Annotated in this window: 23 protein-coding genes; 9 read left to right on the top strand and 14 right to left on the bottom strand. The window is 36.4% G+C overall.

Translation table 11 applies throughout. The annotated features are described in order from the left end of the window. The first annotated feature begins 141 nt into the window (after positions 1 to 141). Positions 142 to 1,347, top strand: coding sequence for a glycosyltransferase family 4 protein (locus tag ACFS6I_RS06220; protein WP_380918892.1), 1,206 nt, complete (start codon positions 142 to 144; stop codon positions 1,345 to 1,347). A 26-nt stretch (positions 1,348 to 1,373) separates the two neighbouring features. Then, positions 1,374 to 1,532 carry a hypothetical protein gene (locus ACFS6I_RS06215; RefSeq protein WP_165902415.1) on the top strand — a complete coding sequence of 53 codons (159 nt, stop codon included), beginning with the start codon at positions 1,374 to 1,376 and terminating at the stop codon, positions 1,530 to 1,532. A 47-nt stretch (positions 1,533 to 1,579) separates the two neighbouring features. Here the strand turns inward: ACFS6I_RS06215 and ACFS6I_RS06210 are convergent, their stop codons facing one another. The 9 genes from ACFS6I_RS06210 to ligD form a co-directional block, all read right to left on the bottom strand. Then, entirely contained in the window at positions 1,580 to 2,257 is a 678-nt protein-coding gene (locus tag ACFS6I_RS06210; RefSeq protein ID WP_380918890.1) for a hypothetical protein, read from the bottom strand. Positions 2,258 to 2,300: 43 nt separating this feature from the next. After that, the gene (locus ACFS6I_RS06205; protein WP_380918889.1) at positions 2,301 to 2,594 is read right to left on the bottom strand and encodes a hypothetical protein; all 294 of its coding nucleotides are present in this window, start codon (positions 2,592 to 2,594) and stop codon (positions 2,301 to 2,303) included. Between the two features lie 74 nt (positions 2,595 to 2,668). After that, positions 2,669 to 3,415: a WG repeat-containing protein gene (locus ACFS6I_RS06200; RefSeq protein ID WP_380918887.1), complete on the bottom strand. Its 747-nt coding sequence runs from the start codon at positions 3,413 to 3,415 to the stop codon at positions 2,669 to 2,671. Positions 3,416 to 3,614: 199 nt separating this feature from the next. Further along, on the bottom strand, positions 3,615 to 4,427 hold the full coding sequence (locus tag ACFS6I_RS06195; protein WP_380918885.1) for a hypothetical protein: 813 nt from the start codon (positions 4,425 to 4,427) through the stop codon (positions 3,615 to 3,617). Between the two features lie 160 nt (positions 4,428 to 4,587). Then, positions 4,588 to 5,706, bottom strand: coding sequence for a hypothetical protein (locus tag ACFS6I_RS06190; protein ID WP_380918883.1), 1,119 nt, complete (start codon positions 5,704 to 5,706; stop codon positions 4,588 to 4,590). Between the two features lie 198 nt (positions 5,707 to 5,904). Beyond that, entirely contained in the window at positions 5,905 to 6,864 is a 960-nt protein-coding gene (locus tag ACFS6I_RS06185; protein WP_168126924.1) for a YihY/virulence factor BrkB family protein, read from the bottom strand. 73 nt (positions 6,865 to 6,937) lie between these two features. Beyond that, entirely contained in the window at positions 6,938 to 7,927 is a 990-nt protein-coding gene (locus ACFS6I_RS06180) for an aldo/keto reductase (protein ID WP_380918881.1), read from the bottom strand. A 185-nt stretch (positions 7,928 to 8,112) separates the two neighbouring features. Then, positions 8,113 to 8,619 (bottom strand): RNA polymerase sigma factor, encoded by a 507-nt coding sequence (locus tag ACFS6I_RS06175; RefSeq protein ID WP_168126926.1) that lies wholly within the window; start codon positions 8,617 to 8,619, stop codon positions 8,113 to 8,115. A gap of 432 nt (positions 8,620 to 9,051) precedes the next feature. Next, positions 9,052 to 11,526, bottom strand: a complete 2,475-nt coding sequence (gene ligD / locus ACFS6I_RS06170) for a DNA ligase D (RefSeq protein ID WP_380918879.1) — start codon at positions 11,524 to 11,526, stop codon at positions 9,052 to 9,054. A 285-nt stretch (positions 11,527 to 11,811) separates the two neighbouring features. On the opposite strand from ligD, the gene ACFS6I_RS06165 reads away from it, so the two are divergent. Then, a complete protein-coding gene (locus ACFS6I_RS06165; RefSeq protein WP_132773803.1) occupies positions 11,812 to 12,555 on the top strand; it encodes a 3-keto-disaccharide hydrolase in 744 nt (247 codons plus the stop codon). Between the two features lie 102 nt (positions 12,556 to 12,657). Here ACFS6I_RS06165 and ACFS6I_RS06160 read toward each other — a convergent pair whose 3' ends face one another. Together ACFS6I_RS06160 and ACFS6I_RS06155 are read right to left on the bottom strand one after the other, a co-directional pair. Next, entirely contained in the window at positions 12,658 to 14,250 is a 1,593-nt protein-coding gene (locus ACFS6I_RS06160; RefSeq protein ID WP_380918877.1) for a RagB/SusD family nutrient uptake outer membrane protein, read from the bottom strand. Positions 14,251 to 14,263: 13 nt separating this feature from the next. After that, positions 14,264 to 17,563 (bottom strand): SusC/RagA family TonB-linked outer membrane protein, encoded by a 3,300-nt coding sequence (locus ACFS6I_RS06155; RefSeq protein ID WP_380918875.1) that lies wholly within the window; start codon positions 17,561 to 17,563, stop codon positions 14,264 to 14,266. A gap of 527 nt (positions 17,564 to 18,090) precedes the next feature. Here ACFS6I_RS06155 and ACFS6I_RS06150 point away from each other — a divergent pair. Beyond that, complete coding sequence (locus ACFS6I_RS06150; protein WP_132842363.1) at positions 18,091 to 18,408, top strand: hypothetical protein; 318 nt, start codon at positions 18,091 to 18,093, stop codon at positions 18,406 to 18,408. Positions 18,409 to 18,502: 94 nt separating this feature from the next. On the opposite strand, the gene ACFS6I_RS06145 is transcribed toward ACFS6I_RS06150, so the two are convergent. Both ACFS6I_RS06145 and ACFS6I_RS06140 read right to left on the bottom strand, forming a co-directional pair. Continuing rightward, complete coding sequence (locus ACFS6I_RS06145) at positions 18,503 to 19,486, bottom strand: Gfo/Idh/MocA family protein (protein WP_380918873.1); 984 nt, start codon at positions 19,484 to 19,486, stop codon at positions 18,503 to 18,505. 15 nt (positions 19,487 to 19,501) lie between these two features. Further along, on the bottom strand, positions 19,502 to 20,401 hold the full coding sequence (locus ACFS6I_RS06140; RefSeq protein ID WP_380918871.1) for a LysR family transcriptional regulator: 900 nt from the start codon (positions 20,399 to 20,401) through the stop codon (positions 19,502 to 19,504). A gap of 397 nt (positions 20,402 to 20,798) precedes the next feature. Between ACFS6I_RS06140 and ACFS6I_RS06135 the strand changes: the two genes are divergently transcribed. From ACFS6I_RS06135 to ACFS6I_RS06125, 3 genes are read left to right on the top strand one after another with little or no spacing between them, the layout of a single operon-like run. Next, positions 20,799 to 21,416 carry an NAD(P)H-dependent oxidoreductase gene (locus ACFS6I_RS06135; RefSeq protein WP_380918869.1) on the top strand — a complete coding sequence of 206 codons (618 nt, stop codon included), beginning with the start codon at positions 20,799 to 20,801 and terminating at the stop codon, positions 21,414 to 21,416. Beyond that, positions 21,413 to 21,700 carry a putative quinol monooxygenase gene (locus ACFS6I_RS06130; protein ID WP_168126932.1) on the top strand — a complete coding sequence of 96 codons (288 nt, stop codon included), beginning with the start codon at positions 21,413 to 21,415 and terminating at the stop codon, positions 21,698 to 21,700. Before ACFS6I_RS06135 ends, ACFS6I_RS06130 begins: the two co-directional genes overlap by 4 nt. 13 nt (positions 21,701 to 21,713) lie before the next feature. After that, positions 21,714 to 22,697, top strand: coding sequence for an aldo/keto reductase (locus ACFS6I_RS06125; protein ID WP_380918867.1), 984 nt, complete (start codon positions 21,714 to 21,716; stop codon positions 22,695 to 22,697). A gap of 176 nt (positions 22,698 to 22,873) precedes the next feature. On the opposite strand, the gene ACFS6I_RS06120 is transcribed toward ACFS6I_RS06125, so the two are convergent. After that, complete coding sequence (locus ACFS6I_RS06120; protein ID WP_380918865.1) at positions 22,874 to 23,566, bottom strand: alpha/beta hydrolase; 693 nt, start codon at positions 23,564 to 23,566, stop codon at positions 22,874 to 22,876. A gap of 368 nt (positions 23,567 to 23,934) precedes the next feature. Here ACFS6I_RS06120 and ACFS6I_RS06115 point away from each other — a divergent pair, with 368 nt between their 5' ends. Both ACFS6I_RS06115 and ACFS6I_RS06110 read left to right on the top strand, forming a co-directional pair. Next, positions 23,935 to 24,453: a glutathione peroxidase gene (locus tag ACFS6I_RS06115; protein ID WP_380918863.1), complete on the top strand. Its 519-nt coding sequence runs from the start codon at positions 23,935 to 23,937 to the stop codon at positions 24,451 to 24,453. A 112-nt stretch (positions 24,454 to 24,565) separates the two neighbouring features. After that, a complete protein-coding gene (locus tag ACFS6I_RS06110) occupies positions 24,566 to 25,351 on the top strand; it encodes a CPBP family intramembrane glutamic endopeptidase (RefSeq protein WP_380918861.1) in 786 nt (261 codons plus the stop codon). The last annotated feature ends 109 nt before the right edge of the window (positions 25,352 to 25,460 follow it).

The raw sequence follows: 25,460 nt of genomic DNA, 5'->3' as shown, positions 1-25,460 counted from the left end.
TAAGAATAAATGCCTGTTTACATCACCGGATTCGATTCGAATTGAACTTAACAGCGTTTACCCTGTTCTTAATACAAGAAGAATGTACAGAAATATTCCATATCATTCAATAATTCTTGTGGATTTAATTTATACTAAAAAATGAAAATAGCTATTATTGGAACTTACCCACCTAGGCAGTGCGGAATTGCAACGTTTTCACATGATCTATATCACTCCCTGCCACGATCTTTAGCGAATGATCATCACATATTTGCGGTATCTGATGGTTCGGAATATGTGTTTCCTGAAGAAGTAACTTATATCATAGAGAAAGAAAATTTAGATAGTTATATTCAGGCGGCCGATGTCATCAACAATGCATTTGATGCCTGTATCATCCAACACGAGTACGGAATATTTGGCGGAGAAACAGGGAGCTACATTATTGACTTACTTCAACACTTAAATGTACCCGTTCTTACCAACTTACATACCGTGCTGGAACATCCCCATCATAATGAATACCGTATCCTCCGTGAACTAGCGCAGTATAGCAGTAAAATCACGGTTATGACGAGTCGTGCCATCAATATGCTAGAGACAATATATCAAATTGATCGTAATCAGGTAAGTCTAATACCACACGGTGTTCCAAACTTCGATTGCGACCAAGAGATGGCGAAGAGAAAATTAGGATTTCAAAATAAAAAAGTCATGCTCAGTTTCGGCTTTTTAGGTAAAAGTAAAGGTTTTGAAACAGCGATTCAGGCAGTTTCTGAAATTGAGGATGACGACTTCGTTTATATCATATTAGGTTCAACACATCCAAATGTTTTAAAGCATGAAGGTGACGCGTACAGGCATGATTTGATGGATATGGTGATGGCCCTTAATATTGGTCATAAAGTGCAATTTGTCAATCAATTTGCATCCGAAAAACTATTAAAGGAATATTTAAGCGCTTGCGATATTTATGTCACTCCTTACCCAAATGAAAACCAAATCAGCAGTGGAACACTGTCATTTGCACTGGGCGCTGGAGCGGCCTGTATTTCGACTCCATATTGGTATGCTAAAGACCTCTTAGCAGATGACCGTGGGTTATTCTTTCCTTTTAATGACGCACATGCACTTTCGTCAGTTGTCAATGATCTTTTAGATCAACCTGAGAAAATGCACTATTACAGAAACAATGCTTTAGAATATGGAAAACAAATGTCTTGGGCAAATGTAGGAAAGAAACAATTTCAGTTACTGAATGAGCTATGCACAGCATCGAAAACTTCAACAATTTGTTTCAATGACACTGTTCAGCAAAACAACATTACGAACATATTTCACAGCAATAAAAGACTATCTTCATAATGAAACTACCACAATGATTTGTTTATATGAAAAATAAAGCTCTAAAAACAATAGCAAAAATTCCCAAAGAGAAATCTAATGATTTATCTCAGAACAAAGTGAAAAGCAATACCGGTACACCACCAAAAAAAGACACGAATCCGCTTCCGCCAAATCCAAATGAAGTGGACAATCACGACACGTAGTGCCATGACTATCATGGCACTACATTCCAATTATTGAGCTCAAAAATTTATTCTTTACCTTCAAACTTTTTGTACAGATCATAATCAAATGGAATACGCATCGTCAGATCTTTAGCTTCCCAAATATCGCCTTTTGACGGCTGATAAAAATCATACGCGGGCTTAAGAAAATTATCTCCATCAGGTGCTTCCTGCCAATCTTTCTTATCTCTATTATATAACAAAATCATACAGCTTACACAATTGTAATTGCCATCTGTATTTGGGTTATCGTAACACTTACCAACTTTTATATTGATCTTTTGATTAATAATGACGTCCGTTAATCGGCCATCAGTATGGCGGATCAACGCAGCCTGTGCATCTTCATGATCAGGTCTAATTTTAGCTTCAACAAGACGATCAAAATTTGCTTTTTTAATCTTTTCAAGTTCACTTGCAACAACTTCAGGTGCCACACGGCTCGTATCTAACGAGTAAATATCATCAGGAGAAACTACCGCAGCTACCTCAGTTTGAATATTACCGTCTGTTGGATTATTTGCTAATATTCTTTTATTTTCTTCATAATTTTCCCAATCAGCTTTTGAATAGGTTACATATTGCTGCGCTTTATAGAGCAATGTTTCATTTGGCGTGATATATATAAAATTACTAGCAATAAGCAATACGATTAATACAGCTACTGTTCCTAAAAGAATCATTTTGGTTTTCTTACTTTTCATTTAAATTTATCTTATGTTTTAATTATTTATATTACTTAGGTTTTTACACCTCCAATCGTAGTCTTATCCAATTGATTACAAACAGACCAATAAAACAGATCAGGATATAAAGCTGAATTTTATTTACTTTTCTTGTTCCAAATTTCCAAACACAGATTCTGTCAATCACAATGATGAGCAAAACAGGAATCAGTCCAAAAAAAATGTACATCGCGGCTAACTTATCTGGAGCAGAAACCCCCGTAGCTAATACAATCGCAATTAAAATTCCGATCAAAATCGATAATGCACTTAACGTAAAAAAGATCGTTATTTTATTTTTAAAAAAATCTTTCATTTTTCAATAGCTTTAATAAACAGATTTTCGCAGCGTTATTATTATACATAATAAGGCTTAAAAAAAGGTGTTCATTATTTTTTTTTAATTATTCCATTTTCATTGACATCATATTCTATACCTTCTGATACAAGTGTTACGCTACCATTTTCAAAACGACTTGGATAAGAAAAACGAGGTGGGCTAATTATTTTTTGATCAAAATCCATAATTCCCCATTTAGCAGTATTGTTACCATTACCTATAGGAATCAAAACTTGAAACATGATGAAGCCATTCTTCCCCATCATAAATAAATCATCATATTTTACCGGAACAATAATTCGACCAGTGGCATTGATGTAGCCCTTCTTATCATTTTTACTGACTTTTATCAATCCAAATTTTGTATCCATCGAATCGGCCGCATTATTCCCAAAATAGATATCATCAAATTGAGGCTTTACAATTTCAACCCCCTCGCTATTGACTATACCATAATTATTGAGGGAATCACTAACGACGAAAAAATCATTTTCCGTCCTAATGCGCATCGTTACACTGCTGTAAATAGGCTGTATAATAACTTTCCCACTCTTATCAATAAGACCCAGACCCAAACTATTTCCATCTTTATCCAACTTACTGAATGTGGCATAAAGATCTTCTCCAAATGAAGAATAAGCATCATAATTGGGATCGCTGTTTTCCCATGCATTATCCTGCACATTATAATGTCCTGGCAATTGCACTATTTTAGATTTTCGCATGTCCTGCTTTTGTATCGTATTATTGGTACAGGCAGATAAAATCGTAAAGAAAAATAATAATAAATAGTTCATTTATATAATTTGAAAATGACACCATTAGCAATCTCGATGATGTTCAATTGTTACTATTACAAAAATACCTTAAACATCGACAATATTGTGATGGGTTTACAATTCGCTTAAGAGATCTTACAATCCGTGTTCGATTATTTTAAACGAAAAAACTAGTATATGATTTAGCTATGAAAATATTAATAATAAAAAGTACACTTCATACTCTTGCTAAATATTTACTAATGACAACTGGCAGAATAACCATTAGTATTAAACAGCAAAGCGTTAGGATATGATCTTTACCATTATTTCCGAAAAAATAGATAACAAGTGCCAAAACGAGGATAGGACTAAAAACATAAATCTTATGAATGTAATATTGATTTTCTTTACTTAGATTTTGTTTAATAAACTCGTCTCTATTTAAAAGATTTGGATAATTAATTTTTACAAAATCGTAAATCTGTTCTAGATCAATTGTTGTTAGCGCTCTAGGTCGTATCAATAGATCATCTATTGCAATGGTCATATCTTTTCTTTTGAAAGAGATAGCGCTAATTTTTTCTGCAGCATACTTCTTTAAATAACTTCTAGGATCTAGTGCATAGCCTTTATAATCTGCATCATTCTCCGTTGATAAACAATGTAGCTCTCTGCTATCCAGATAGAAAATTTCAAAACTATCAAGTGCCTTATAAGTTTGATAACTCGATTTTATGAAAAATAAAAAAGTTAGAAAAATCGAAGAAAGGACGATCTGTAAAAATTCAATATCCTGCCATTCACTCAACAGATATATAGCAACAAAGGACAAGCCAATAAAGTAGAGAAAATAGTTGAACTTGACGAAGCTATGAACAAGATATAGTACAGTTACTAAAGCAAGTCCGGAAAGTCCACTTTTCCAATCTATTAAAATGCCAATGATTCCTAGAAGAGAAAACATAATGACAAAAATTAATGCCATGGCACTATTATTCTTTCCAAACTTTTTTTTCGAAATACTGATAGAATTATTTTTTTTACTCATTATCAATTGACTTCAAAATATCATCAATGTATGGTATCAAAGTATATAAGCAACAACCTGAATTTTTAGCGCATAGCCTCAATTAAAAAGAAATGATTCCATGTACACATTGATCTATCTAGGACAAAGAGAAGGATTACATCGTCTATGAAGGTTTATATTATTTATGGATCTTTTTACTATTTTTCTCATTCCCTGTATCAGTTTGTTCGACCGGCAATGTCATGATAAGAGGTGCCACAACCTCCTTAAGCTCTTCATCATCGACCTTCTTCAATACTTTTCCTTTATAACGATATGACTTTTCGATCTCAGTACAGCTACTGAAGAAGATAGTTGAATCGGAAAATACTAATTCTTCTCGTCCCTTCATAACCCTATCCACAAGATTCTGTTTAAGAAACTGACTCAAGATACGATCATCCTGATACACATTATCTTCATAATAGGCATCATTATCCGGGTCATCCTGCCGCATATACTGGTTAGTAGATTTGTCCAGACGATAGGTAGAAAGATCCCTTTCAAAAGTGCCATAATGCTTATTAACAAGCATAAAATCGCGTGATTTAAACGATGTAAGATATTCATTTTTCATCATCATGATATCGTTCCATTCATGATCACTTTCCTGTTTCTTATAACCGTCTTCCCCTCCATAATTAGAAAGCTGGATCACCAATTGATTATCTTCATTCTTATATAACGCTCCGGAAAAATCTTCATATTCCCGTCGGGCTTTATTGTGTACGAGCACAAAATTATTAAAGCCTTTATCATTCTGATAATTCCATAAAGCTAGAGAATCGTCCTCACTATTTTCTGCGGCATATAAACTAATACTTCTCGGAAAAGTATTTTTTTCATATACAAATGGGCTACTAAAGCAGTTCGCATCGTCATTAAACACTTGCTTTACACTGTCTTTATCAAACTTGACATAGGTATTTCCATCTTCAAAACCTACAAAAGCCATTTTCGTTCCCGCGCCTAGAGATGGATCTTGGTGGGCATAGATCTCAAATAGATCTTGTTTATCCGTATAAAAAAGTAAGTAGTCCTTTTCAAAACCATAATGCCCAAAAACTGCTGTAGCATAGCCATAAAGCATAAAAGTACCATCTTCAAAAAGACAGATGCCGTCATTACTCCCGTACCGTCCACTGATTTCTTTATATCTTTCTTGATTTTCTCCCTGCGGAAGATAACCCTTCCGCTGTGCCGATACAGAAATTCCCATCATCATAACACATACCATTAAAGATGTCTTTATCATCATTTATATTTATTAATTGAAAAGTAATTCAACTGCCAGATATCTTTACCGCAGATCGAAAAGAAAATAGCATTGATAACAACAAACTTATCATTAATCTTAACCTTTTCGAAATAGTATTATCAAAAAATACATACACCTCCTATTCATGAAAATCAAAATAACAACATAAAAAACTGATAATCATCTAACAATATTATATTAAGACACCCCTTGATCAGCGGGTTTAGCGGGAATTTCTTCCACCACACGCTCACGCTCCTTTTCTTCTACATAAACCGCATAGTCAGCAGGTTTAATCGGTATACCGTTTGCAATGGCATTTTCACGTGTGTAGACAGCACCAAAATACAAGATGGCAGCAGTATAGTATACCCATAATAATACTAATACAAGTGCACCTGCAGCACCATAGGTTGACTCAGTTCCGGAAGATTCTAAATATAATCCAATGGCATACCTACCGATAATAAATAATAAGGCTGTAAAAAGAGCTCCCGTGCGTACAGTCTTCCATTCGATCTTAACATCAGGCAATGTTCTGAATATGATTCCGAATAAAATAAATATAATTCCAAAGCTTAATGCAAAATTAACTGCATTCATAAAGAAAACTGTTATATCAGGGAAATACACCTGCAATCGATCTGTAAAAGCTAGAATGATACCATTGACAACCAATGTGACCATTAATAAAAATCCAAGTCCAACAACCAGAGAGGAAGATAGCAATCGATCCGTAATCAACTTGAGCCAGCCTCGTTTTGGTTTTGCCCGAACATGCCATATCCTATTAATGGAATTTTGAATATCTCCAAATACAGTCGTAGCTCCAATTACCAAGGTGATGATACTAGCAATCAATGCAAAATTTGATTTACCTGACAGTTTCAGATTGCTGATCACTTCCTGAATTTGTCTCGCGGCGCTTGGACCAACCAAACCTCTCATTTCTGAAAACACTTTCCCTTGAATCGCATCCTCTCCAAAAAAGATCCCTGCAAGGGAAATCATAAGCACGAGAATCGGACCGATTGAAAATATAGTGTAATACGAAAGTGAGGCACTGTATTTAAGACAATCTTCATTCATAAATCCCGATACTGTCGATTTAAATATGTTTATGTATTTACTTATAAATCCTTTTTTTTTATTTTCCATAGTCCTGATCACTTTGTTAAACGCCTAGAAATCATTTTTTATCATTTATCTGTAACACAGTATCTCTGTAACACTAAATTTGTGGCACAGGAGCATTGTTATAAATTAAACCTTCATTTTTTAATTCCTCCCAAAGTTGAGGGGGAATTACGATATTCAATGCCTCAACATTGGATCGTACTTGATCTGTAGTACTAGCACCAGGTATGATTGAAACGAAATCCTCACTTGCAAGCACAAATTGAAGGGCAATAGGGATAATTCCTACGCCATGAGAAGCTCCTATTTGTGCGATACGCTCACGTTTTTCAACCATGCCTTTTGGTATAAAAGATTTGTAATTATATCGGTTCCTCCCAGCAATAAATCCTGAATTATATCCAGCACCAGAAACAAGCTTTACTCCCCTTTTTTGCACAGCAGGTAGAAGGCGGTCGACAGCATCTTCATGTTCTAATATTGAATATTGAGTGGCAGACAGACAGATATCAGGGTCCGCTACTGCGAGACAGTCCAAAATAGGTTCAATTTTATTGACACCAAGTCCCCAGCCTTTTATTATACCTTGGTCACGGTAGTCGGATAATACTTTAAATGCGCCATCTGCTGCTTGTTTAAAGTAATAGTCATAGCGGTCACCAACCTGATCTTCGGACAAATCATGTACAAATACAATATCCAGATGATCAACGCCCATCCGCAGTAAGCTATCGTCAATAGAACGCTTAGTTCCATCTGCTGTATAGTCATGTTCGAAATCAAAAGGAAAGGGTGCCTTCCACATGGTAGGCGGAACAGCTTCGGGTATCACTGGATCAAATAATCGACCTATTTTTGAAGAGAGGATATAGTCAGACCTATCTTGATCTTTTAAAAACTCTCCAAATCGCGCTTCACTTTTTGTTAGGCCATACCAGGGAGACGTATCATAGTATCGAATACCCAGATCCCATGCCTTTTGCAATATATCATATGACTGCTTATCTGATAATACTTCAAAACCAGTTCCTATAGCCACGCCACCTAAACCCAAGCGATGTTTTTCATTAAATAAATTCTTCATATACAATTTTTATAGCCTGCTTCCTCTATAATAACCCAAAATCCATAAAAATGTTCCTTTTATGGAATAGGAAAATACCATTATAAAAAATACAAACAGGAAAGTTGAAAACAAAAAAAGAAAGGCTTCCTAAGGTCTAAACCCAAGGAATGCCCTTCTTTTCACAAAATGGAAATTAATCCTGTTTAATTTTTATATGTTGATAAAGTTCCCTTTAGTCTTTTTCTTGCAATATGGATACGAGTTTTCACTGTACCAATAGGAAGGTTAAGATGTTCAGCAATTTCATTATATTTATATCCTTCGTACAGCATAGTAAAAGGTATGTAGAACCCTTCATCCAATTCTCCCAATGCTTTCTGAATATCTTCCATCACGAATTTGTCTTCTCCACCATTTCTTACCGAAGAATATTGCAAATGCGAAGTACTGATCTCTTCTTCTGTGGTAATAAAAGAACGACTTTTAGTTGTACGTCTATAATTATTAATAAAAGTATTGCGCATGATGGTATAAAGCCATGCTTTTAAATTAGATCCTTCTTGAAAATTACGGAAATAGCTTACTGCTTTTAACATGGTATCTTGCAAAAGATCATTGACCTCGTCATAATCATTTGTAAAACGCTTTGCAAAAACTTTGAGCTCATTTGTTTGCTCGATCACTTGGGTGTTAAATTCTGTCTTTGTCATAAAGGATAGTTTTTTATTGCTGTACTTGCGCACATCTTTTGTTAACACTTAATCTAATTTTATCTAGCATGGATCATTTTAATATTCATGCATTGTTGATAACATTAAAGCAATCGCTGTGCTATATCCTTTAATATTTTTTCAAAAAAAAGAGTATTAATACCCCCTAAACCACAAGTTAAATCATCAACACTATTTTCAAACAATTAGAAATGTGTATTCAACCATTGAATTTATACGCAAGAGCGGGTATTTAACCCCAATGAAAGATCATAATTTTTCACATAAATGGTTAAATTTCTTTATGGTATTGCTATTCAACAAATAAACCGTCTACTTCTCTATACAATTTACTAAAAGTAAGACAAAAATTGGTATTTATAAATCTGAAAATATTCAAATATCAATTAAGTGTTCACGCTTTGACAATAGTTATAAGTTCGCTAAAGCTTCTTTAATATTACTAGGTGTGTCGAAAAAGGTTTTCCATGGATCCTCCACTTTCTTCAATCGCTCCGTTATAGTTTTTAAATTAAATTGTCTGATGTCCAAACCTTTCTTTACTTCCTCCCAATGTAAAGGCGTGCTGATAGTAGCACCAGGTTTAGGACGTATAGAATATGGAGCTGCGATGGTCTGTCCTCTTCTATTTTGTAAAAAATCAAGATAGATTAAACCCTTTCTTTTCTTAGGATCCCGGATAAGGCTTGTTGTATCAGGATGCTCCTCATGAATCATTTCTCCGATGAGCTGGATAAAATCGCGTACAACCTCATAAGTATACCGTTGTTTGACATACAAGTAGATATGTAATCCTGTCGAACCAGATGTTTTAATATAATCTGCAACTCCAACTTGTTGAAAAATTCGATGAGCAGTCAGCCCTATTTCAATTACCGAATCAAAATCTGCTCCATTTGGATCAATATCCAGAACTGCAAAATCCGGATTTTCAATCTTTTTATACGTCGATAGCCATGGATTTATCTCAATAGAGCCGAGATTTGCAATAAACAAGAGGGTTGCTCTATTATTGCACACCATATAATCGATATTTTTATCCGTACTTTCAGCATATATGGGCACGGTCTTTACCCAATCTGGAATTTGTTTTAAATCGACATCCTTTTGAAAAAAACTATCAGCTCCTATTCCATTAGGAAAACGATGAAGTGAAATTGGCTTATCTTTTAAGTAAGGCAATAGTAAATCACCATATTGTTCATAATATTCGAGCATTTCACCTTTCACATATCCTTCATCTGGCCAATATATTTTATCAAGATTAGTTAGTTTTACATGATGGCGGCTTATAGAAATTATCTTCTCTTTTACCCTTTCATTTCTGACCTCTTCCATGACGATCTCCTTAGCTTTTTTATCTGTACGTAACCCCTTGAAAACCGGGTGACGTAAATGATGGTCCATTGTCCACTCTGAATAATAAACTTCGCAGACGAGATCCGGCTTCACCCAAGTCACTTCCTTTTCCTTCGCAACAGATACATCTTGAGGAAACGGCTTCTTGCTTATTATAAGCCTTTTCAATTTATCCATTAATATTTCCAACAACTCATCACTAAATCCAGTACCACAGTTACCTAGATAGGTTAACTCCGAATTGTCATAGCAACCCAAAACGAGAGCTCCAAAAGAAGAACGGTTTCCCTGCGGTTTTGTAAAACCGCAAATAACAGCTTCCTGGCTTTGTCGAATTTTAATCTTAAGCCATTGATTGCTTCGTTTTCCACCATGATAAAGACTGGTAAGATCTTTGGCAATGACTCCTTCCCACCCCTTTCGTTCCGCTTGACGATAAATGGACATAGGCGTCCCTTTTAGTGAGGTAACCAACTCAATCATTTGACTTTTGAATCCTTTAAAAAACAAAGTCAATAGTTCTTTTCGCTCAGATAAAGGGTATTGACTTAAGTCATTTTCATCCAATTTCAAAATATCAAAGATATAATAATGCAGTTGATAGGAACTACCCAATGGTTCGCCTGTTGCCAACATCTGAAAATACGATTTACCTGTGCGATCTTCTATCACCACTTCCCCATCTAACCAAACATTCCTATTTAAAGCCATTAGCTCCTTCACAATGGAAGGAAATAGTTTATTCATATTTTTTCCATTTCGGGAATAAAGAAAAATATGTTCATCCTCTTTTACAGCAATAATGCGAAAACCATCAAATTTCTTTTCAAATAACCAATCATTCCCTTCGGGCATAGCATCGGTTAGCTTCGCCAACATTGGCGACAGCTCAGTCAGCTCTGGTTCACTATTATTCGATGGCTTAGCTATTCGTTTTGACTTCTTCTTTGCTCCTACTTTTTTATATTCTAATCCTTCTTTTTTTATTTTTTCAGGAACTGCATCTTCAGCATTATAGGATACTTCGGTTGCATATTCATCTTTATGTTTAATGAGTAACCACGACTTACCTTCTTGATCGCCTTTTATTCTGACAAGAGCAAATTCTCCTTTGAGCTTATCTCCATGTAGGACAAACTTAATAGACCCATCCGCTAAATTACTTAAAAAAGCATCTTCATCTGGTCCATTTAAAGGCTCATAATACCCTTTATCAAAAACACTTACGGTACCAGCACCATAATTACCTTCCGGAATTGCTCCTTCAAAATTTGCGTAATTGACGGGATGATCTTCAACTTGAACAGCCAATCGCTTATCGGCAGGAAACAATGATGGTCCCTTTGGTACAGCCCAACTTTTTAGTACACCGGCAACTTCCAATCTAAAATCATAATGCAATCTGCTGGCATGATGTCTTTGTACAACAAAGCGCAATTTTTTATCACGTTTAATCTTTAACTTACCTTTAGGCTCTTCTGTACTTTTAAAATTACGTTTTTCGTGATATTGCTTTAGTGTATCCATGTTTTTAGTTATTGATGTACATGAAACCCTCGAAGGGCTCTATCCTGACTGAATGAAAAACTAGGTGACGATAAAGTGTTTCCTTTTATAATTATAACGCTTAAATGCATCATTTTGTTAGTTTTGGCGGACAACCTTTTGTCCCAACTTTAAAACATGAGTTACACCCTCTTTTCTATGGTCATTTTCAATCACTCTGAACTTCAATCACAATAGTCTTACATAAAAGCATGTCAGATTTTAACATTGAATACTTATATTTACGTGAAATCAATCTATTACAAAATGAACAAAATTTATATATCTTGCTGTGTCCTCAGCATGAGCCTAATTGGTTCTTTAAGTTATGCCCAAACGAAATTTCAACCGCAGGATACCGAGTTTTATACTCCAGTACTGCGTACGGTGACAACTACTGAGAACAAAGCCCCTTCTGATGCGATCGTTCTTTTTGACGGCTCCAATCTGAACCAATGGGTAAGTTCCAATAACGTAAAAGAGCAGGCACCCTGGAAAGTACAAAATAACGTTTTAACGTCCACCCCAAAAACAGGGAATATCCAGACAAAAGAAAACTTTGAAGATTTCCAGCTTCATGTCGAATGGAAAAGTCCGGAAGTCATCAAAGGTGAAGGACAAGGAAGAGGAAACAGCGGTATCTTTTTGCAGGGTCAATATGAATTACAGGTCTTAGACAACAATAATAACCCAACCTATGTAAATGGACAAGCAGGATCGATCTATAAACAACAGCCACCCTTGGTCACAGCAACCAAACCAGCTGGACAATGGCATACTTACGACGTCTTGTATACCGCTCCACGATTTAATGCCGATGGTGTATTAATCAAAAAAGGCATCGTAACCGTTTTACACAATGGTGTTGTGGTACAATACAATACGCAGATCGAAGGAACTACGGAGTACATCGGATTACCAAAAACATTAGTTCACGGTCCAGGACCAATCGTATTGCAAGACCATGGCGATCTTGTTGACTTCCGCAATATCTGGATAAGACGTCTTTAATCAGTAAAAAAATAAAAATGGCCGAGTGAATTACACTCGGCCATTTTATATTCATATTTATAGCTTGTACCTGTAAAACTTTTTTTGCAGGATACAGACTACTTAGTTTGTTCCAGAATAAGGATTTTGATCGGCCTCTGAGAGTGCCGTATTATTGGCAATTTCCAATTGTGGAATTTGACAGAGCATACGGTAGTCATTCGAAGGAAAAGTTCCAGTTGGTGCTGGACTGCTTGCAACATAACCGTTCAAGTTCGTCACTCCCCAAGTGTAGTGCCCCTCTACATAAGTTGCCGTTTCCCGAATACGGACAAGTGGTTTTTGCAAACGCAATAAATCATAAATTCCAGTAACTCCCTCACATAACAGTTCCTTACGTCTTTCCACATAAATAGCCTCTAGCAATGGAGTTCCAGAAGCAGCAACTGTCAAGCCTTTAACTCCACGAGCCGTTTGCAATCTATTTAAATAACCTAAACCCTCACCATTATTTAATTGAGTTGAAGCCTCAGCCATGATCAATAACATCTCAGATCCACGCATTAAAGAAACCTCAGGTCTCGTATTTCCCTGTTTAGCACCATTCGCATCACCATAATGTTTGTACTTATTATACGCCCATTTTGTCGACCATTCTTTAGAAGCATTTTTAGTACGTTTCCAAAATTGGTAACGATCTTCCGTTTTTTCAAACAGTTTTTCATATTGACCATCAGCAAAGAAATCCAAAAATGAGTAAATAGGCCCATCCGTATAACCTTCGCCATAGCTTTCATCCTGGTTATACCAGAAGTTAAATTGTGTTCCTCCACCTAGGTTATTAGTCGTTGTAAATGGAACTGCCCACATCACCTCAGCATAATTGTTTGTAATCACATCATCAAATCCAGACTGATACTGTGTCTTGGTCATCAATTGACTATAATTTGTATAAGCAGTTTTCGCCTCTTGATAAGCACCTTGCCAATTGTTCATCACCGAATACACACGTGCCAACTGACCAGAAACCACATACTTATCAATGGTCCATTTATTAGGCTGTGTATAATTAGCTAATAACGATTTTGCATCCGTCAGATCTTTGACGATTTGCGCATAAGTCTGTTCTACAGTAGCACGAGGTAAATTTTCACTTTCCTTAGGGCTCAAGCGTAAAATAACACCTGGTTTTTGCTTAGCTAACATATAAGTTTGCTGATAATTTTGAATCAGATGGAAATAACAAAGACCACGAATCGCTTTTGCCTGACCCATAATCTGGTTTTTTAATGTCTCTTCCCCTTGCGCGGCAGGCAACGCTTCAATAATGATATTTGTTTGATTGATGATTTTATACATCATCGTCCAAATTCCATTAGATAGACCTGTCGTCTGTGTTTTTTGCGGTTCATAGGTATATGCTGTTACCTGATTGCCTCCCATATTGGTATGACTCACAATATCAGCCCCCCCTAAATCAACATACATCTGCAAACCCGGTAAACCAGCATATACCCGATCCATTCCTTGATCATTGAAATACAATTGTCTATAAGTAGCAGTCAATACACGCTCCAATTGAGAAGCACTTGATAAAACAACATTCTCCGAAGTCGCTGTTGAAGAATTAGCATCAAGGAAATCCTTACAGCCTGTTTGCATTAAAACAACCGTTCCTAATGCAATATATTGTAAACTTTTAACGATATTTTTCATTTTCTATTCTTTCTTAAAATGACACTTGTAAACCAGCCATATAGACTCTTCTTGATCCCTGGATTCCATTATCTTTATCTGCAGAACCATTATAATTATTACCAGATAAAGCCGTCTCCGGATCAGAATAGTGATTCTTAGCGGATCCAAACGTTAGTAAGTTGTCTCCAGAAATATACAGGCGCACTTTTGACAGACCCAGTCTCGCCATTGTAGCTGTTGGTAATGTATAACCTAAGGAAACATTTCGAAGTCTTAAATAATCGTTATCAAACACATAGAAATCAGAATTTTTCCGGGTACTGGCATAGTCATCATTCGAAAATTTAGGTAATAAAGCCTGATCACCAGGTTTGCGCCAATGGTCTTCTATGAGATCCTGGATCACACCAACACCACCACGTACTGCTGTACGCTCCACATAAGCATAATCAAACATTTTAGAACCTAGCGAATAGTACAACATGAAGGACATATCCAATCCTTTATAATTAAACGCATTGGTCAAAGAACCATACACCTTAGGCAGAGCAGACCCTATACGTTGATAATCATTCGAAGTCACATCCTTGTCATAGTTTTCCGTCATCTTCCAGTTTTCACCATCACGTATCCAGTAACGCATGTTTCCTGTTTCAGGATTAACACCTGCATTTTTCACCATATAAAATTCATACAAGGAATATCCCTCCGAAAGTTTATAACCAGCACCACGGTTGTTGTACGTAAATTCACCTCCTGGCAAATAAGTGATCTCATTTTTCAACGTCGAAAGATTCGCATCAATTTTCCATCTAAAGTTTTCATTACGGATCGCATCAGCACCCAATGAGAATTCAAAACCCGAATTTTTCAGATCACCTAAGTTTGTATTCAAACCATTCGCATTACCGACCTGTGCTGACAGTGGAAACTCTTTGTAGTAAAGCAAATCGGAAGCAGTACGGGAGTAATACTCAATGGTACCGTAGATGTTTTTGAGAATACCAAAATCAAATGCCGCATTAAATTGCTTGTTCTTCTCCCAGATCAAAGCAGGCGTAGGAAATGCTGATGGTTTTAAACCAGCTTGACCATAAAGATCACTTGCTTCATATACACCCTGGTAAGCATAGTAAATATCACCACCTCCAACGCCATTATCACCTCTACGGCTTAACTTATCATTACCGGTAGTACCATAACTAGATCGGAAGGATAAGTTATCCAACCAGCTCACATCCTTTAAGAAATCTTCTTTAGCGATCTGCCAGGAAAGGCCTGCGGAAAAGAAATTCCCCCAGCGGTTATCCGGATGAAAACGGGAAGATCCATCACGACGGAATGAACCCGATAAATAGTATTTACTATTATAATTGTAATCTAACTTTCCGAAGTAAGATAGTAGAGCAAAACGATCTTTGTTGGATTTAACCTGCCAATTCTTTGTTGTCGAACTTAATTCATATTGCCCCAATTGCATAATGCCTTCACCATAACCATAGTCGTAAAGACTGTTGTTGGTATACGATTCCTGACCGGCCAATGCCGAAAAATTATGATTACCAAAATCCTGATTCCAGCTTAAGATATTGTTAAACGTCACTGATTTTGTGTTCGTATTCGAGCGAGTCGCATTTCCACCATTAGTAAGCACCGTGACACCATACGGAGCTAGTTGCCCTGCTCCATGAACTGCAGATCCGTACAAAAAGTTTTTAGAACTGTTATCGTCAATACTGAGGCTCGTTTTGAAACTCAAGTTATAAGGCAAGGTAACCTGAGCAAAGAAACGAGATGCCATCATCGTACGCATAAAATTATTGAAATCTTCATCATTGTCATTATTCCAATAATCGCCATTATTCTGTAACACATTGGCTCCAAAGAAATTATTTACATAATCGCCATAATCGTACATGCGTTTACCTGTTTTTTCGGAGTAAACCCAATCTGTATTATCGCGATTACGTAAATAAGGCGAATACATCGATGTCGTAAACACTAAAGCACGTGCTGCACCAGAAATATTCTGTCTAGACCCACTGTAAGAAACATTTCCACCCACCTGTAACCATTTATTGATTTGTGTCGTCACATTCGCACGGAAGCCATAACGTTTAAAATATTGATTGGAAGCATATCCTTTATCATCTAGGTACGAAGAAGACAGAAAATAATTTGTCTTTCCATCACCAGCAGTTCCCGACACATCCATGCCATAATCCTGTCTTAGTTTTCTAGAAAAAACAGCCTTATACACATCATAATCTTCTTCATTCCAGATCATTTTCAAGTTTGGATTGATATAGGGATTACCCTTACCATCATGCAACACATAGTCTTCATTAATATGCTGAAAAGGAGAAACATAAGTGGCCTCCCCCTTCGAATTGGTCACCTGTTTAAGCAGTTTGCTCAGAACATTGTCCGAAGCCCAATCTCCAGCTTTGTCCGATGTTAAGTTATATTTATAGAACTGATCATTGTACATCGCCTCCCAGGTATTCAGTAACTGTTCCTGCGGAGAAGCTTTTGTCGGATTTTTGACTGCATTGTCCGAAGTACCCCATGCCGATCTAAAATTCAATTGCGGTTTAGCTGTTTTTCCCTTTTTAGTTGTCACCACGACCACACCATTTGCTGCGCGCGAACCGTACAATGATGATGCTGCAGCATCTTTCAATACTGTAACCGACTCAATATCCGAAGGCGATATTGAATTCAGTTGTCCATCATAAGGCATACCATCCACCACATATAGCGGATTAGAATTACCCGACATAGAACTGATACCACGAATTTGAATACGGGTATCACCGCCCGGGTTACCTTCATTATTCACCACATTAACACCTGGGCTCATCCCCTGCAATGCCTCTGCAAATCCCGATCCTGATATTTTCTCCAGCTGATCCGATTTCACCACCGAGGCAGATCCTGTAAAGGTTGATTTTTTAGCGGTACCGTAAGCAACGACAACAACTTCATCCAGATCATTTGATGTGGACTCCAGTTGCACATTCAAGGTACTTTCGCCCTTCCATTCAATTTCTTTAGATGCATAGCCGACATAGCTGATCACAATTTTTGATCCTGCAGGAATAGTCGCTAAAGTAAATCGACCTGAAGCATCCGTAAAAGTGGCGATCGATGTGCCCTTTACAGCAATAGATGCTCCTGAGATCGGACCAGTCGCATCTTTAACAACTCCAGAAATCTTAACTTGGTTGCTTTGATATTCAGACAGCGTACTGGCGATCGATTGGTTGAGACCACCAAATCCAAATACCATAGAAAAGGCTAAAACATGAAATAGTTTAGAATTTTTCATTTAATTTAGTTCGTTAATATATGTTAGTGTGCATGATTCCAAATGAATACGCAAAAACAAATAAATAAAATATTTTTAACATACACCACTAAATACACAAACAATTTAAAAAAATTAGCATTTAAATTATTAAAATAACAATAAATAAGGTATATTCATTATAAATATAGCAATAAAAGACTTGCGCACAAATGAGCTAAACAATAGAATATGAACTTATTATATGATTATGAATCTGCATGCATATACTAGCAAAATGAAAAAATTGGTAGGCTTAAAGAGAGTCATATGCTACCCATAAAAAATCAAAATGGATCAGCTATTGTAACATAAAGTTTATAAATACTCTACTTTTATTCCTTTGCCTATCCTGTAAAACAATATACTATTGTATCAACATCAACCTTATTTGGTTGCTAGAACCGTACCACCTACAACGTGGTAGCTGCCCAATGGAATAAACCTCTTCTGGAGTATTCCACATCATTTGCAAATAGCTGTAGAAAAATCTGTAACTTCGCAGGATTATGGGTTACGCAAAAGAAAGAAAAAAGCTTGAGAAGCTTTCTGAAAAAACAAATGAACTTCAACATTTTGATAGTGCAAATTTAGCTGTCATCACGGATATATTTGAACAATATTCACACACGATAAGAATACTAAAAAATAAAGATACCGCAACATTTAACGATCTTTATTTAAATGAACTGCAAGCTGTAAAGACAGCTAAGACAGCTTTAAAAGTATCTGAAGAAGTAGATCGTCAGATCCATTTCATGGCATATAAGGAAGTATTATTGGATGCGATTACGAAGACAATTCAAGCAACACTAGAGGTCGCTTAAAATATGTCAGTCTATTTTGTAATAGACAAAAACATTAAAAAATAAGGGTTGTTCAATTATTGAACAACCCTTATTTTTTAAATCAATACCGCCATTATTTCACAGTAGCAAAAGCATCAATAATCTGCATTAACGTTACCGCTTCTTCAATGGAACTTGGATTAGATCCCATATCCTTAAAGAAATTAACTGTGCTTGCAATCATAGGTAGCTGTATATTTTCGGGATGATCAAATGAAAATTCCTCCTCTCCACTTTCATTTTTCAAAACAACTTTATTACTAAAAATTGAAAATGTTAAGCTCCCCGTTTCTCCAACTATTTCGCAGCAATCCACGTTATCCGACGATGCTACATTAAAAGACCAGCTTCCATTAAAAACGATCTGCTTATCAAATACGACTGTGCCTCTTGTTTGGTCAGCAACAGCACTATCAGCAAATTGAATTAGGCTAAAACCATGATAAGACAAAGGCATGCCAAAAAAATAGATCATCAGATCCAATTGATGTGGCGCAAGATCAAAGAAATAACCACCACCAGATACCGCCGGATCGGTCCGCCAATCAGCAGCTCCCTTAGTGACTAAAGCCGGAGAACGGCTCTGCCAAAGACGCAACTCCACCATCCGGACATTACCAATAAGACCATTATTGATCATTTCTTTAATTTCTAAAAATAGCGGAAGCTGTCTGCGATAATGAGCGACCACCAGTTTACCTCCATATTTCTGCACAGCATCTGCCAAAATCTTCGCTTCATCCGCATTAAGCGCTACAGGCTTTTCAACATACACATGTTTACCGTGCTTCAATGCTAAAAGCGCGTATTCCAGATGCGAAGATGGTGGAGTAGCAATATAGATGGCATTAATTTCGGGATTGTTCAATATCCCCTCAACATCAGTATACCAAAAAGGAACTCCATGCCTATGCGCATAATCAGCAGCTTTATCAGCATCTCTACGCATAACAGCAAGCAGCTCACTACCCGGTACTTTATTAAATGCAGGTCCGCTCTTTTTTTCCGTTACATCACCACAGCCTATTATTCCCCATTTTATTTTATTAGTTTCCATAAAATACGCTTAAAATTATCGGGCCATTACTTTTCTAAACAAGGTTTTAATATGATCAATTTCTTCCTGATGGAGCGTCTTTTTTCGACAACCAAAATATAATGTATTTTTGAGTTTTTTATCTCCTTCCCACACCAGTTGGATCTGCCCGTTATCAATCTCAGTATTACATAAAAAATCAGGCACAACAGCCAGACCTCCACCTGCACTCAAACAACGTACGATAGAATTCAGATTGGGGACAATATAATTAGGTCTAAAATCTGGTTTTTTACCAAAATTTAAGTTCCAAAAATTAAAAAGATGTTCCATATCACCAGTTGTGCCATACCACTTCTGTTGCTTCAGCCACTCCTCAATAAAACCTTTATTTTTTGTTTTCAGGACCTCTTTAAAAGCCTCAGTATCGACCTCCTTTCCCCCTACCAGCACGATTTTTTCATATGAAAACGGCTCATGTTCAATATTGGCAGACACTCCCTTTTTAGGGGTGATGATCAAATCTAAAATACCTTTGTCCAGTTGATCAAGCATCTCAGGATACTCTCCAAAACTGATAATCAGATTAAAAGGAAGTGTCGAGACATACTGTTCTAAAGTAATCTGAAAAGTTTCAAAACACATACCTACACTTATTGTCGGGATATGTTTCTCTGTTGACCGCTGAAAGTTTTTCTCCACCTCCTCGAGTTTTGTTAAAGGCTCGACCAACGCATTGAATAATACTTTTCCATGTTCTGTTGGTATCATTTTACGACCTGTACGGTCAAACAACTTATTTCCAACATAGGTTTCCAGCGAACTTAGATGCAAACTAACACCAGGTTGCGAAATAAATAAGATTTCCGCAGCACCTGTTAATGTCCCTGTCTTATAGATCGCTTTAAACGTACGGTACCATTCTAAATTAACCATAGTATCAAAAATATGATGTAAAAATACAAAAAGTATCATAAAAATAATACGTCTATAACAATAAAAAGATTATAAATGCTAGTATCGGTCATTTTCACTAGAACATAAACCGTTATTTTTCAGAATATTAAAAAAGTTCATTAATGCTCCCCCCCCTAATTCCTATATAATCGTCTATATTAAGTTTGGTAAATCATGTACGGTATAATGTGAAAATACAAGTATCATAAATATAATACTTAATTATAATTTATACTATTTCTGTAATAACAAAAACCCCGATACCTTTGTAACAGTAAATTTAAAATAAAGCAAAATGAAATATCCACGATAGCCTAACAGCAATAAAAATAATCTGGATATTCCATATGCCCATTAAAAGAAAATTCATTTACATATGAAAAATATATTAATTATCAACGCCGGACAATCATTCGCGCATTCAAGCGGACGGTTCAATAAAACAGTAACGGAAAATACAATCGCTTTTTTTGAAAAATTTGACTCCGTAGAAATCAAAGTAACCCATGTTGCAAACGGTTATGATCATGACGAAGAAGTTCAGAAATTTGTTTGGGCAGATTATATTATCTACCACACCCCGATGTGGTGGTTCCAGGTTCCAAATGCTTTTAAAAAATATATTGACGAAGTGTTTACTGCAGGGCACCGTACAGGAATATACCACAGTGACGGACGCCGCTCTGAAAACCCGAACATCAACTACGGAACTGGTGGTATGTTGCAGGGTCGCAAATATATGGTGACCAGCAGCTGGAATGCGCCAAAGACTGCCTTCACTTTACCCGGAGAGTTTTTCAATCAAACCAGTGTAGATGACGGTCCTTTATTTGGTTTTCATCGTATGAATGCATTTGCATCCCTTGAAAAATTAGAAAGCTTTCATTTCCATGATGTGGAAAAAAACGCAGACATATTACGTGATATGGAAGCCTACCAAAAACACCTTGACAAAGTATTTACCCCACAACTAACAGAAGCATTAGTATCATGAAAATACATTTAACAGCTATCATTAAAACAAAAGATGAACATAGAGCAGCAGTTCTTTCCGTACTGCAGCATATGGTAGAGCAAACCCGAAAAGAGGATGCATGCGAACTATATAGCCTGCATCAAGGAATCGATGACAGCAACCTGTTCACCTTTTATGAAATATGGAAGAGCCAGCAAGGTTTAGATGCGCACAATCAGCAACCCTACATCCAGGCATTTGGTGAACTTGTAGCAGATAAGCTTCAGGAAAAACCAATCATTCTTGCAACAACATTAATTTAAAAACAACCGCACAATGGAATATAGAAAATTAGGAAATACAGCATTAGAATTATCGGCCATCACGTATGGATCATTTGCCATTGGAGGCAATATGTGGGGCGGAAATGAAAAAAAAGACTCCATTGCTTCCGTACATGCATCACTTGATCACGGTGTGACAAGTATTGATACTGCACCTTTCTATGGATTTGGTCTCAGTGAAGAAATGATCGGCGAAGCCATTAAAGGAAAAGACCGATCAAAAATACAGTTACTGACCAAATTTGGTTTGGTCTGGGATGGAAGTAACCAGGGAAAAGGTGAATTTTTCTTTGATGCATCAGAGAACGGTAAAACAATACCGGTATATAAATTTGCATCTAAAGCCAATATCATTAAAGAGCTGGAAGAAAGTTTGAAACGTTTGGGTACCGACTACATCGATCTGTTGCAGATCCATTGGCCGGACTCGACTACTGCTATCAGCGAGACGATGGAGGCTTTAGAAGTTCTGATCCAGCAAGGAAAAATCCGTGCAGCGGGCGTTTGTAACTACAGCGTTGATCAATTAAAAGAAGCATCGGCAACACTTACCCTAGCCAGCAATCAGGTTTCATACAGCATGCTCAACCGCAGTATTGAACAGGATCTAGTGCCTTATGCATTGGAAAACCAAACCGGCATTATCGCCTACAGCCCGATGGAAAGAGGACTACTGACCGGAAAATACTTCACAGAAAACACCTTAAAACAAGATGACCACCGCAACGGTTATTTCTCACAGTTTGATCTCGAAAAAGTAAAAAGCCTGATCGCAACACTTGCCCCTGTTGCACAAAACAAGGGAGTTACCGTAGCACAATTGGTCCTTCGCTGGACAACATTGCAACCAGGCATCACTGTGGTATTGGCAGGCGCCAGAAATGCGTCACAATCGATAGCCAATGCACAGGCAATGGATATCAATTTTACTGCAGAGGAACTTATTTTAATAAATAACGAACTATCAAAATTATAAGTTTTATAAGATTATTATCCCTTAGAAATAAAATGTATCCAATGACTCGCTCTAATACATGCATTTTTAAACAAACAAGACCAGAAGTTAAAACTTCTGGTCTTGTTTCCATTCTAAATTAAGTTACTTATATCTCAATGGTTTACAGATAACTCTAAACAGTATTTACTTAAAATTTACAAAGCTTGTACTGCCTTTATGATGAAATCAGCAATCTCTTTAGGATGGGAAGCCATAGAAGCATGGCTGGCATCAAGACCAATTACCTCTTTTGCCTTTATCCTTTCGGCCATTTCCTTTTGTGTTTCAGGTGGAATCATATGATCGTTATTGGAAATCTGATACCAACTCGGTTTTACTTTCCAAGCGGGTTCATCAGCCTCAGCGCCAAAAATACTGCCATGAGTAGGTTTCTGAGATAAAGCCATTACCATTGATTCTATAGGATCAAGATCTTGTGAAAAACTCTCATGATACTTGTCATACTTGATCCAAAGAAAACCCTTCGCATCGGGGACAATATTAGCAGCACCACTTGGCTGTTCCCGACGAGTAAAGATACCACCGAGGCTCTCCCCTTTATCAGGAGCAAATGCAGCGATATAGACCAATCCAACCACTTTTTCATGATGCCCCGCTCCCGAAATCACAGCGCCACCATAAGAATGTCCAACAAGTAGCACCTTACCTTCTTCTTTATCAATAAGATCGATCGTTCTTTCAATATCAGCGGCCATGGAGGTTAAAGGATTCTGCACGCTTCTAACCTTATATCCTGCCTCATATAAGATTTTAGTTACTTTACTCCAATGTGATCCATCTCCCCAGGCTCCATGTACCAAGACAATTGTTATATCATTCCTTTCCATACCATTATATTTGTTTTACAAAATTCAAATAACATCTTTATAAATAAATAATCACACTTTTTTGTTTGTCATAAAATAAAATATATCAAAAAGGCATTCACAACCTGTTTTAATAAATTCCCTAGTATGTTAAAAGAATTTTATCCGTCATTAATTTAAAGTTGAATGTATAGGTAAGCAAAAGCTTATCAAAATTTGTAACTTAGTACTTTTTACAATATTTAGAAAAGTAATTTACATCGCGTTATTTCTAGTTATTAACATAAATATCTTTTACTTTTCATCAACGCTACACTACTATGAATTTCAAACAAAAAATACTACATACTTTATATCCCCTAATCAAAAAAATTTCCAGATCCGGAAAAATGGGAACAATATTGCATGCGCCTTCTGGCAAAACAGCACCACAGTCTTTTTACCAGTTAACAGCAGTGAAAAGCAATGGTATGACTATAGACTTCTCAGACTTTAAGGGAAAGAAAGTGATCCTTGTCAATACCGCTTCTGATTGCGGTTATACCCGTCAATATGAGGAATTACAAGCGCTATATCAGAAAATGGGCGACCGCATCGCGATCATCGCCTTTCCAGCTAATGATTTTGGCGAGCAGGAAAAAGGCACAGACAAAGATATCGAGCAGTTCTGTCAGGTAAATTTCGGAGTCACCTTTCCCGTTACAAAAAAAGCCGTAGTGCTCAAATCTAGTGAACAGCACCCTATATTTCAATGGCTAACACAAGCTTCCCAAAATGGATGGAATGAGCATGTACCTGATTGGAATTTCAGCAAATACATAGTCAATGAAAACGGCAACTTGAGCCATTATTTTGCGTCGAGCATATCTCCTATAGATCCAGTATTTTTAAAAGCATTGGAAAGTTAAAATTTTATTAAAACATCAATTATGTTTTAGCTGCCAAAGATTTGACTAGGTATTTGTTTCAAAATCTATTTAAATTTTTCATTAAATTCATCGCATAAAAATGATTCGACTGATGAAAAGAGCTATAATATATTTTAAGATTATAATTTTCTATCTTTTTACGCTCATTGTATTTGCCCTAGCTTCTGGTGTAACAAAAAATAGCACCAACCCTGACCTATTTTCACTAGGACTTGCCGCTACACTTACCTTCATAATTGCTTACCTCTTTACTTACTGGGATAAAACTAGTTTAACAAAAATCGGAATCCAATATAATCAGAAAAGTATAACTGAATTTGGAATAGGTATTTTGCTAAGTGTTATGATGGTAATGACGATGACAGCACTACTGACATATTTTACTGATGTTACATTCGAAAAATCACGATCTTTTAATTACAAACTTCTTACCGCTAATATATTTTTATATTTTTTTGTATCCTGTCGTGAAGAGCTCGCTTTTAGAACATACCTTTTATGGCGATTGCGCGACAATTTAAGAGCATGGCTAGCCCTATCAATTGTTACATTAGTTTTTATCGGAGAACATATTTTAACAGGCACTAATTTAAAAATGGCAATATTTGGCCCTGGATTGGGATCAATTTTGTTCGGTTTAGCTTCTTTAAAAACAAAAAATATCGTCTTACCATTAGGACTCCATTTTGGATGGAATACCGCTCATTGGTTAATGGGATATAAAAACAATACCGGTTTATTCCATGAAACTGTACCTTTAGGATTTGAACAACAGGCAGAATCTAACGCACTCATTGCCTATTCAATTACAATGATTTTAGGCATTGGAATTATCCTATTACTATTTCGACAATCTCAAAATAGCAAAAAAATATAACAGATTTTTATCCACAAAGTACGATTTCCATTAATTTTATTATGGCCTCATCATAAATAAAATTAATTAATTACTGGATTCAAAAGTTCATATAAATAAATTAAACAGT

The organism is Sphingobacterium anhuiense, from assembly GCF_042686355.1.
GTDB lineage: Bacteria > Bacteroidota > Bacteroidia > Sphingobacteriales > Sphingobacteriaceae > Sphingobacterium > Sphingobacterium anhuiense.
The sequence above is the reverse complement of the archived record's forward strand: the minus strand, read 5'-3'. Positions and strand labels throughout refer to the sequence as shown.

What these genes read in the sequence shown, in the direction of transcription:
- ACFS6I_RS06155 (WP_380918875.1), bottom strand. Translation starts at nt 17,563, where the DNA reads ATGAAAAATTCTAAACTATTTCATGTTTTAGCCTTTTCTATGGTATTT.
- ACFS6I_RS06175 (WP_168126926.1), bottom strand. Translation starts at nt 8,619, where the DNA reads ATGACAAAGACAGAATTTAACACCCAAGTGATCGAGCAAACAAATGAG.
- ACFS6I_RS06115 (WP_380918863.1), top strand. Translation starts at nt 23,935, where the DNA reads ATGGGAACAATATTGCATGCGCCTTCTGGCAAAACAGCACCACAGTCT.
- ACFS6I_RS06110 (WP_380918861.1), top strand. Translation starts at nt 24,566, where the DNA reads ATGAAAAGAGCTATAATATATTTTAAGATTATAATTTTCTATCTTTTT.
- ACFS6I_RS06200 (WP_380918887.1), bottom strand. Translation starts at nt 3,415, where the DNA reads ATGAACTATTTATTATTATTTTTCTTTACGATTTTATCTGCCTGTACC.
- ACFS6I_RS06165 (WP_132773803.1), top strand. Translation starts at nt 11,812, where the DNA reads ATGAACAAAATTTATATATCTTGCTGTGTCCTCAGCATGAGCCTAATT.
- ACFS6I_RS06130 (WP_168126932.1), top strand. Translation starts at nt 21,413, where the DNA reads ATGAAAATACATTTAACAGCTATCATTAAAACAAAAGATGAACATAGA.
- ACFS6I_RS06220 (WP_380918892.1), top strand. Translation starts at nt 142, where the DNA reads ATGAAAATAGCTATTATTGGAACTTACCCACCTAGGCAGTGCGGAATT.
- ACFS6I_RS06120 (WP_380918865.1), bottom strand. Translation starts at nt 23,566, where the DNA reads ATGGAAAGGAATGATATAACAATTGTCTTGGTACATGGAGCCTGGGGA.
- ACFS6I_RS06195 (WP_380918885.1), bottom strand. Translation starts at nt 4,427, where the DNA reads ATGAGTAAAAAAAATAATTCTATCAGTATTTCGAAAAAAAAGTTTGGA.
- ACFS6I_RS06145 (WP_380918873.1), bottom strand. Translation starts at nt 19,486, where the DNA reads ATGGAAACTAATAAAATAAAATGGGGAATAATAGGCTGTGGTGATGTA.
- ACFS6I_RS06140 (WP_380918871.1), bottom strand. Translation starts at nt 20,401, where the DNA reads ATGGTTAATTTAGAATGGTACCGTACGTTTAAAGCGATCTATAAGACA.
- ACFS6I_RS06125 (WP_380918867.1), top strand. Translation starts at nt 21,714, where the DNA reads ATGGAATATAGAAAATTAGGAAATACAGCATTAGAATTATCGGCCATC.
- ACFS6I_RS06135 (WP_380918869.1), top strand. Translation starts at nt 20,799, where the DNA reads ATGAAAAATATATTAATTATCAACGCCGGACAATCATTCGCGCATTCA.
- ACFS6I_RS06210 (WP_380918890.1), bottom strand. Translation starts at nt 2,257, where the DNA reads ATGAAAAGTAAGAAAACCAAAATGATTCTTTTAGGAACAGTAGCTGTA.
- ACFS6I_RS06205 (WP_380918889.1), bottom strand. Translation starts at nt 2,594, where the DNA reads ATGAAAGATTTTTTTAAAAATAAAATAACGATCTTTTTTACGTTAAGT.
- ACFS6I_RS06215 (WP_165902415.1), top strand. Translation starts at nt 1,374, where the DNA reads ATGAAAAATAAAGCTCTAAAAACAATAGCAAAAATTCCCAAAGAGAAA.
- ACFS6I_RS06180 (WP_380918881.1), bottom strand. Translation starts at nt 7,927, where the DNA reads ATGAAGAATTTATTTAATGAAAAACATCGCTTGGGTTTAGGTGGCGTG.
- ACFS6I_RS06160 (WP_380918877.1), bottom strand. Translation starts at nt 14,250, where the DNA reads ATGAAAAATATCGTTAAAAGTTTACAATATATTGCATTAGGAACGGTT.
- ACFS6I_RS06190 (WP_380918883.1), bottom strand. Translation starts at nt 5,706, where the DNA reads ATGATGATAAAGACATCTTTAATGGTATGTGTTATGATGATGGGAATT.
- ligD (WP_380918879.1), bottom strand. Translation starts at nt 11,526, where the DNA reads ATGGATACACTAAAGCAATATCACGAAAAACGTAATTTTAAAAGTACA.
- ACFS6I_RS06150 (WP_132842363.1), top strand. Translation starts at nt 18,091, where the DNA reads ATGGGTTACGCAAAAGAAAGAAAAAAGCTTGAGAAGCTTTCTGAAAAA.
- ACFS6I_RS06185 (WP_168126924.1), bottom strand. Translation starts at nt 6,864, where the DNA reads ATGGAAAATAAAAAAAAAGGATTTATAAGTAAATACATAAACATATTT.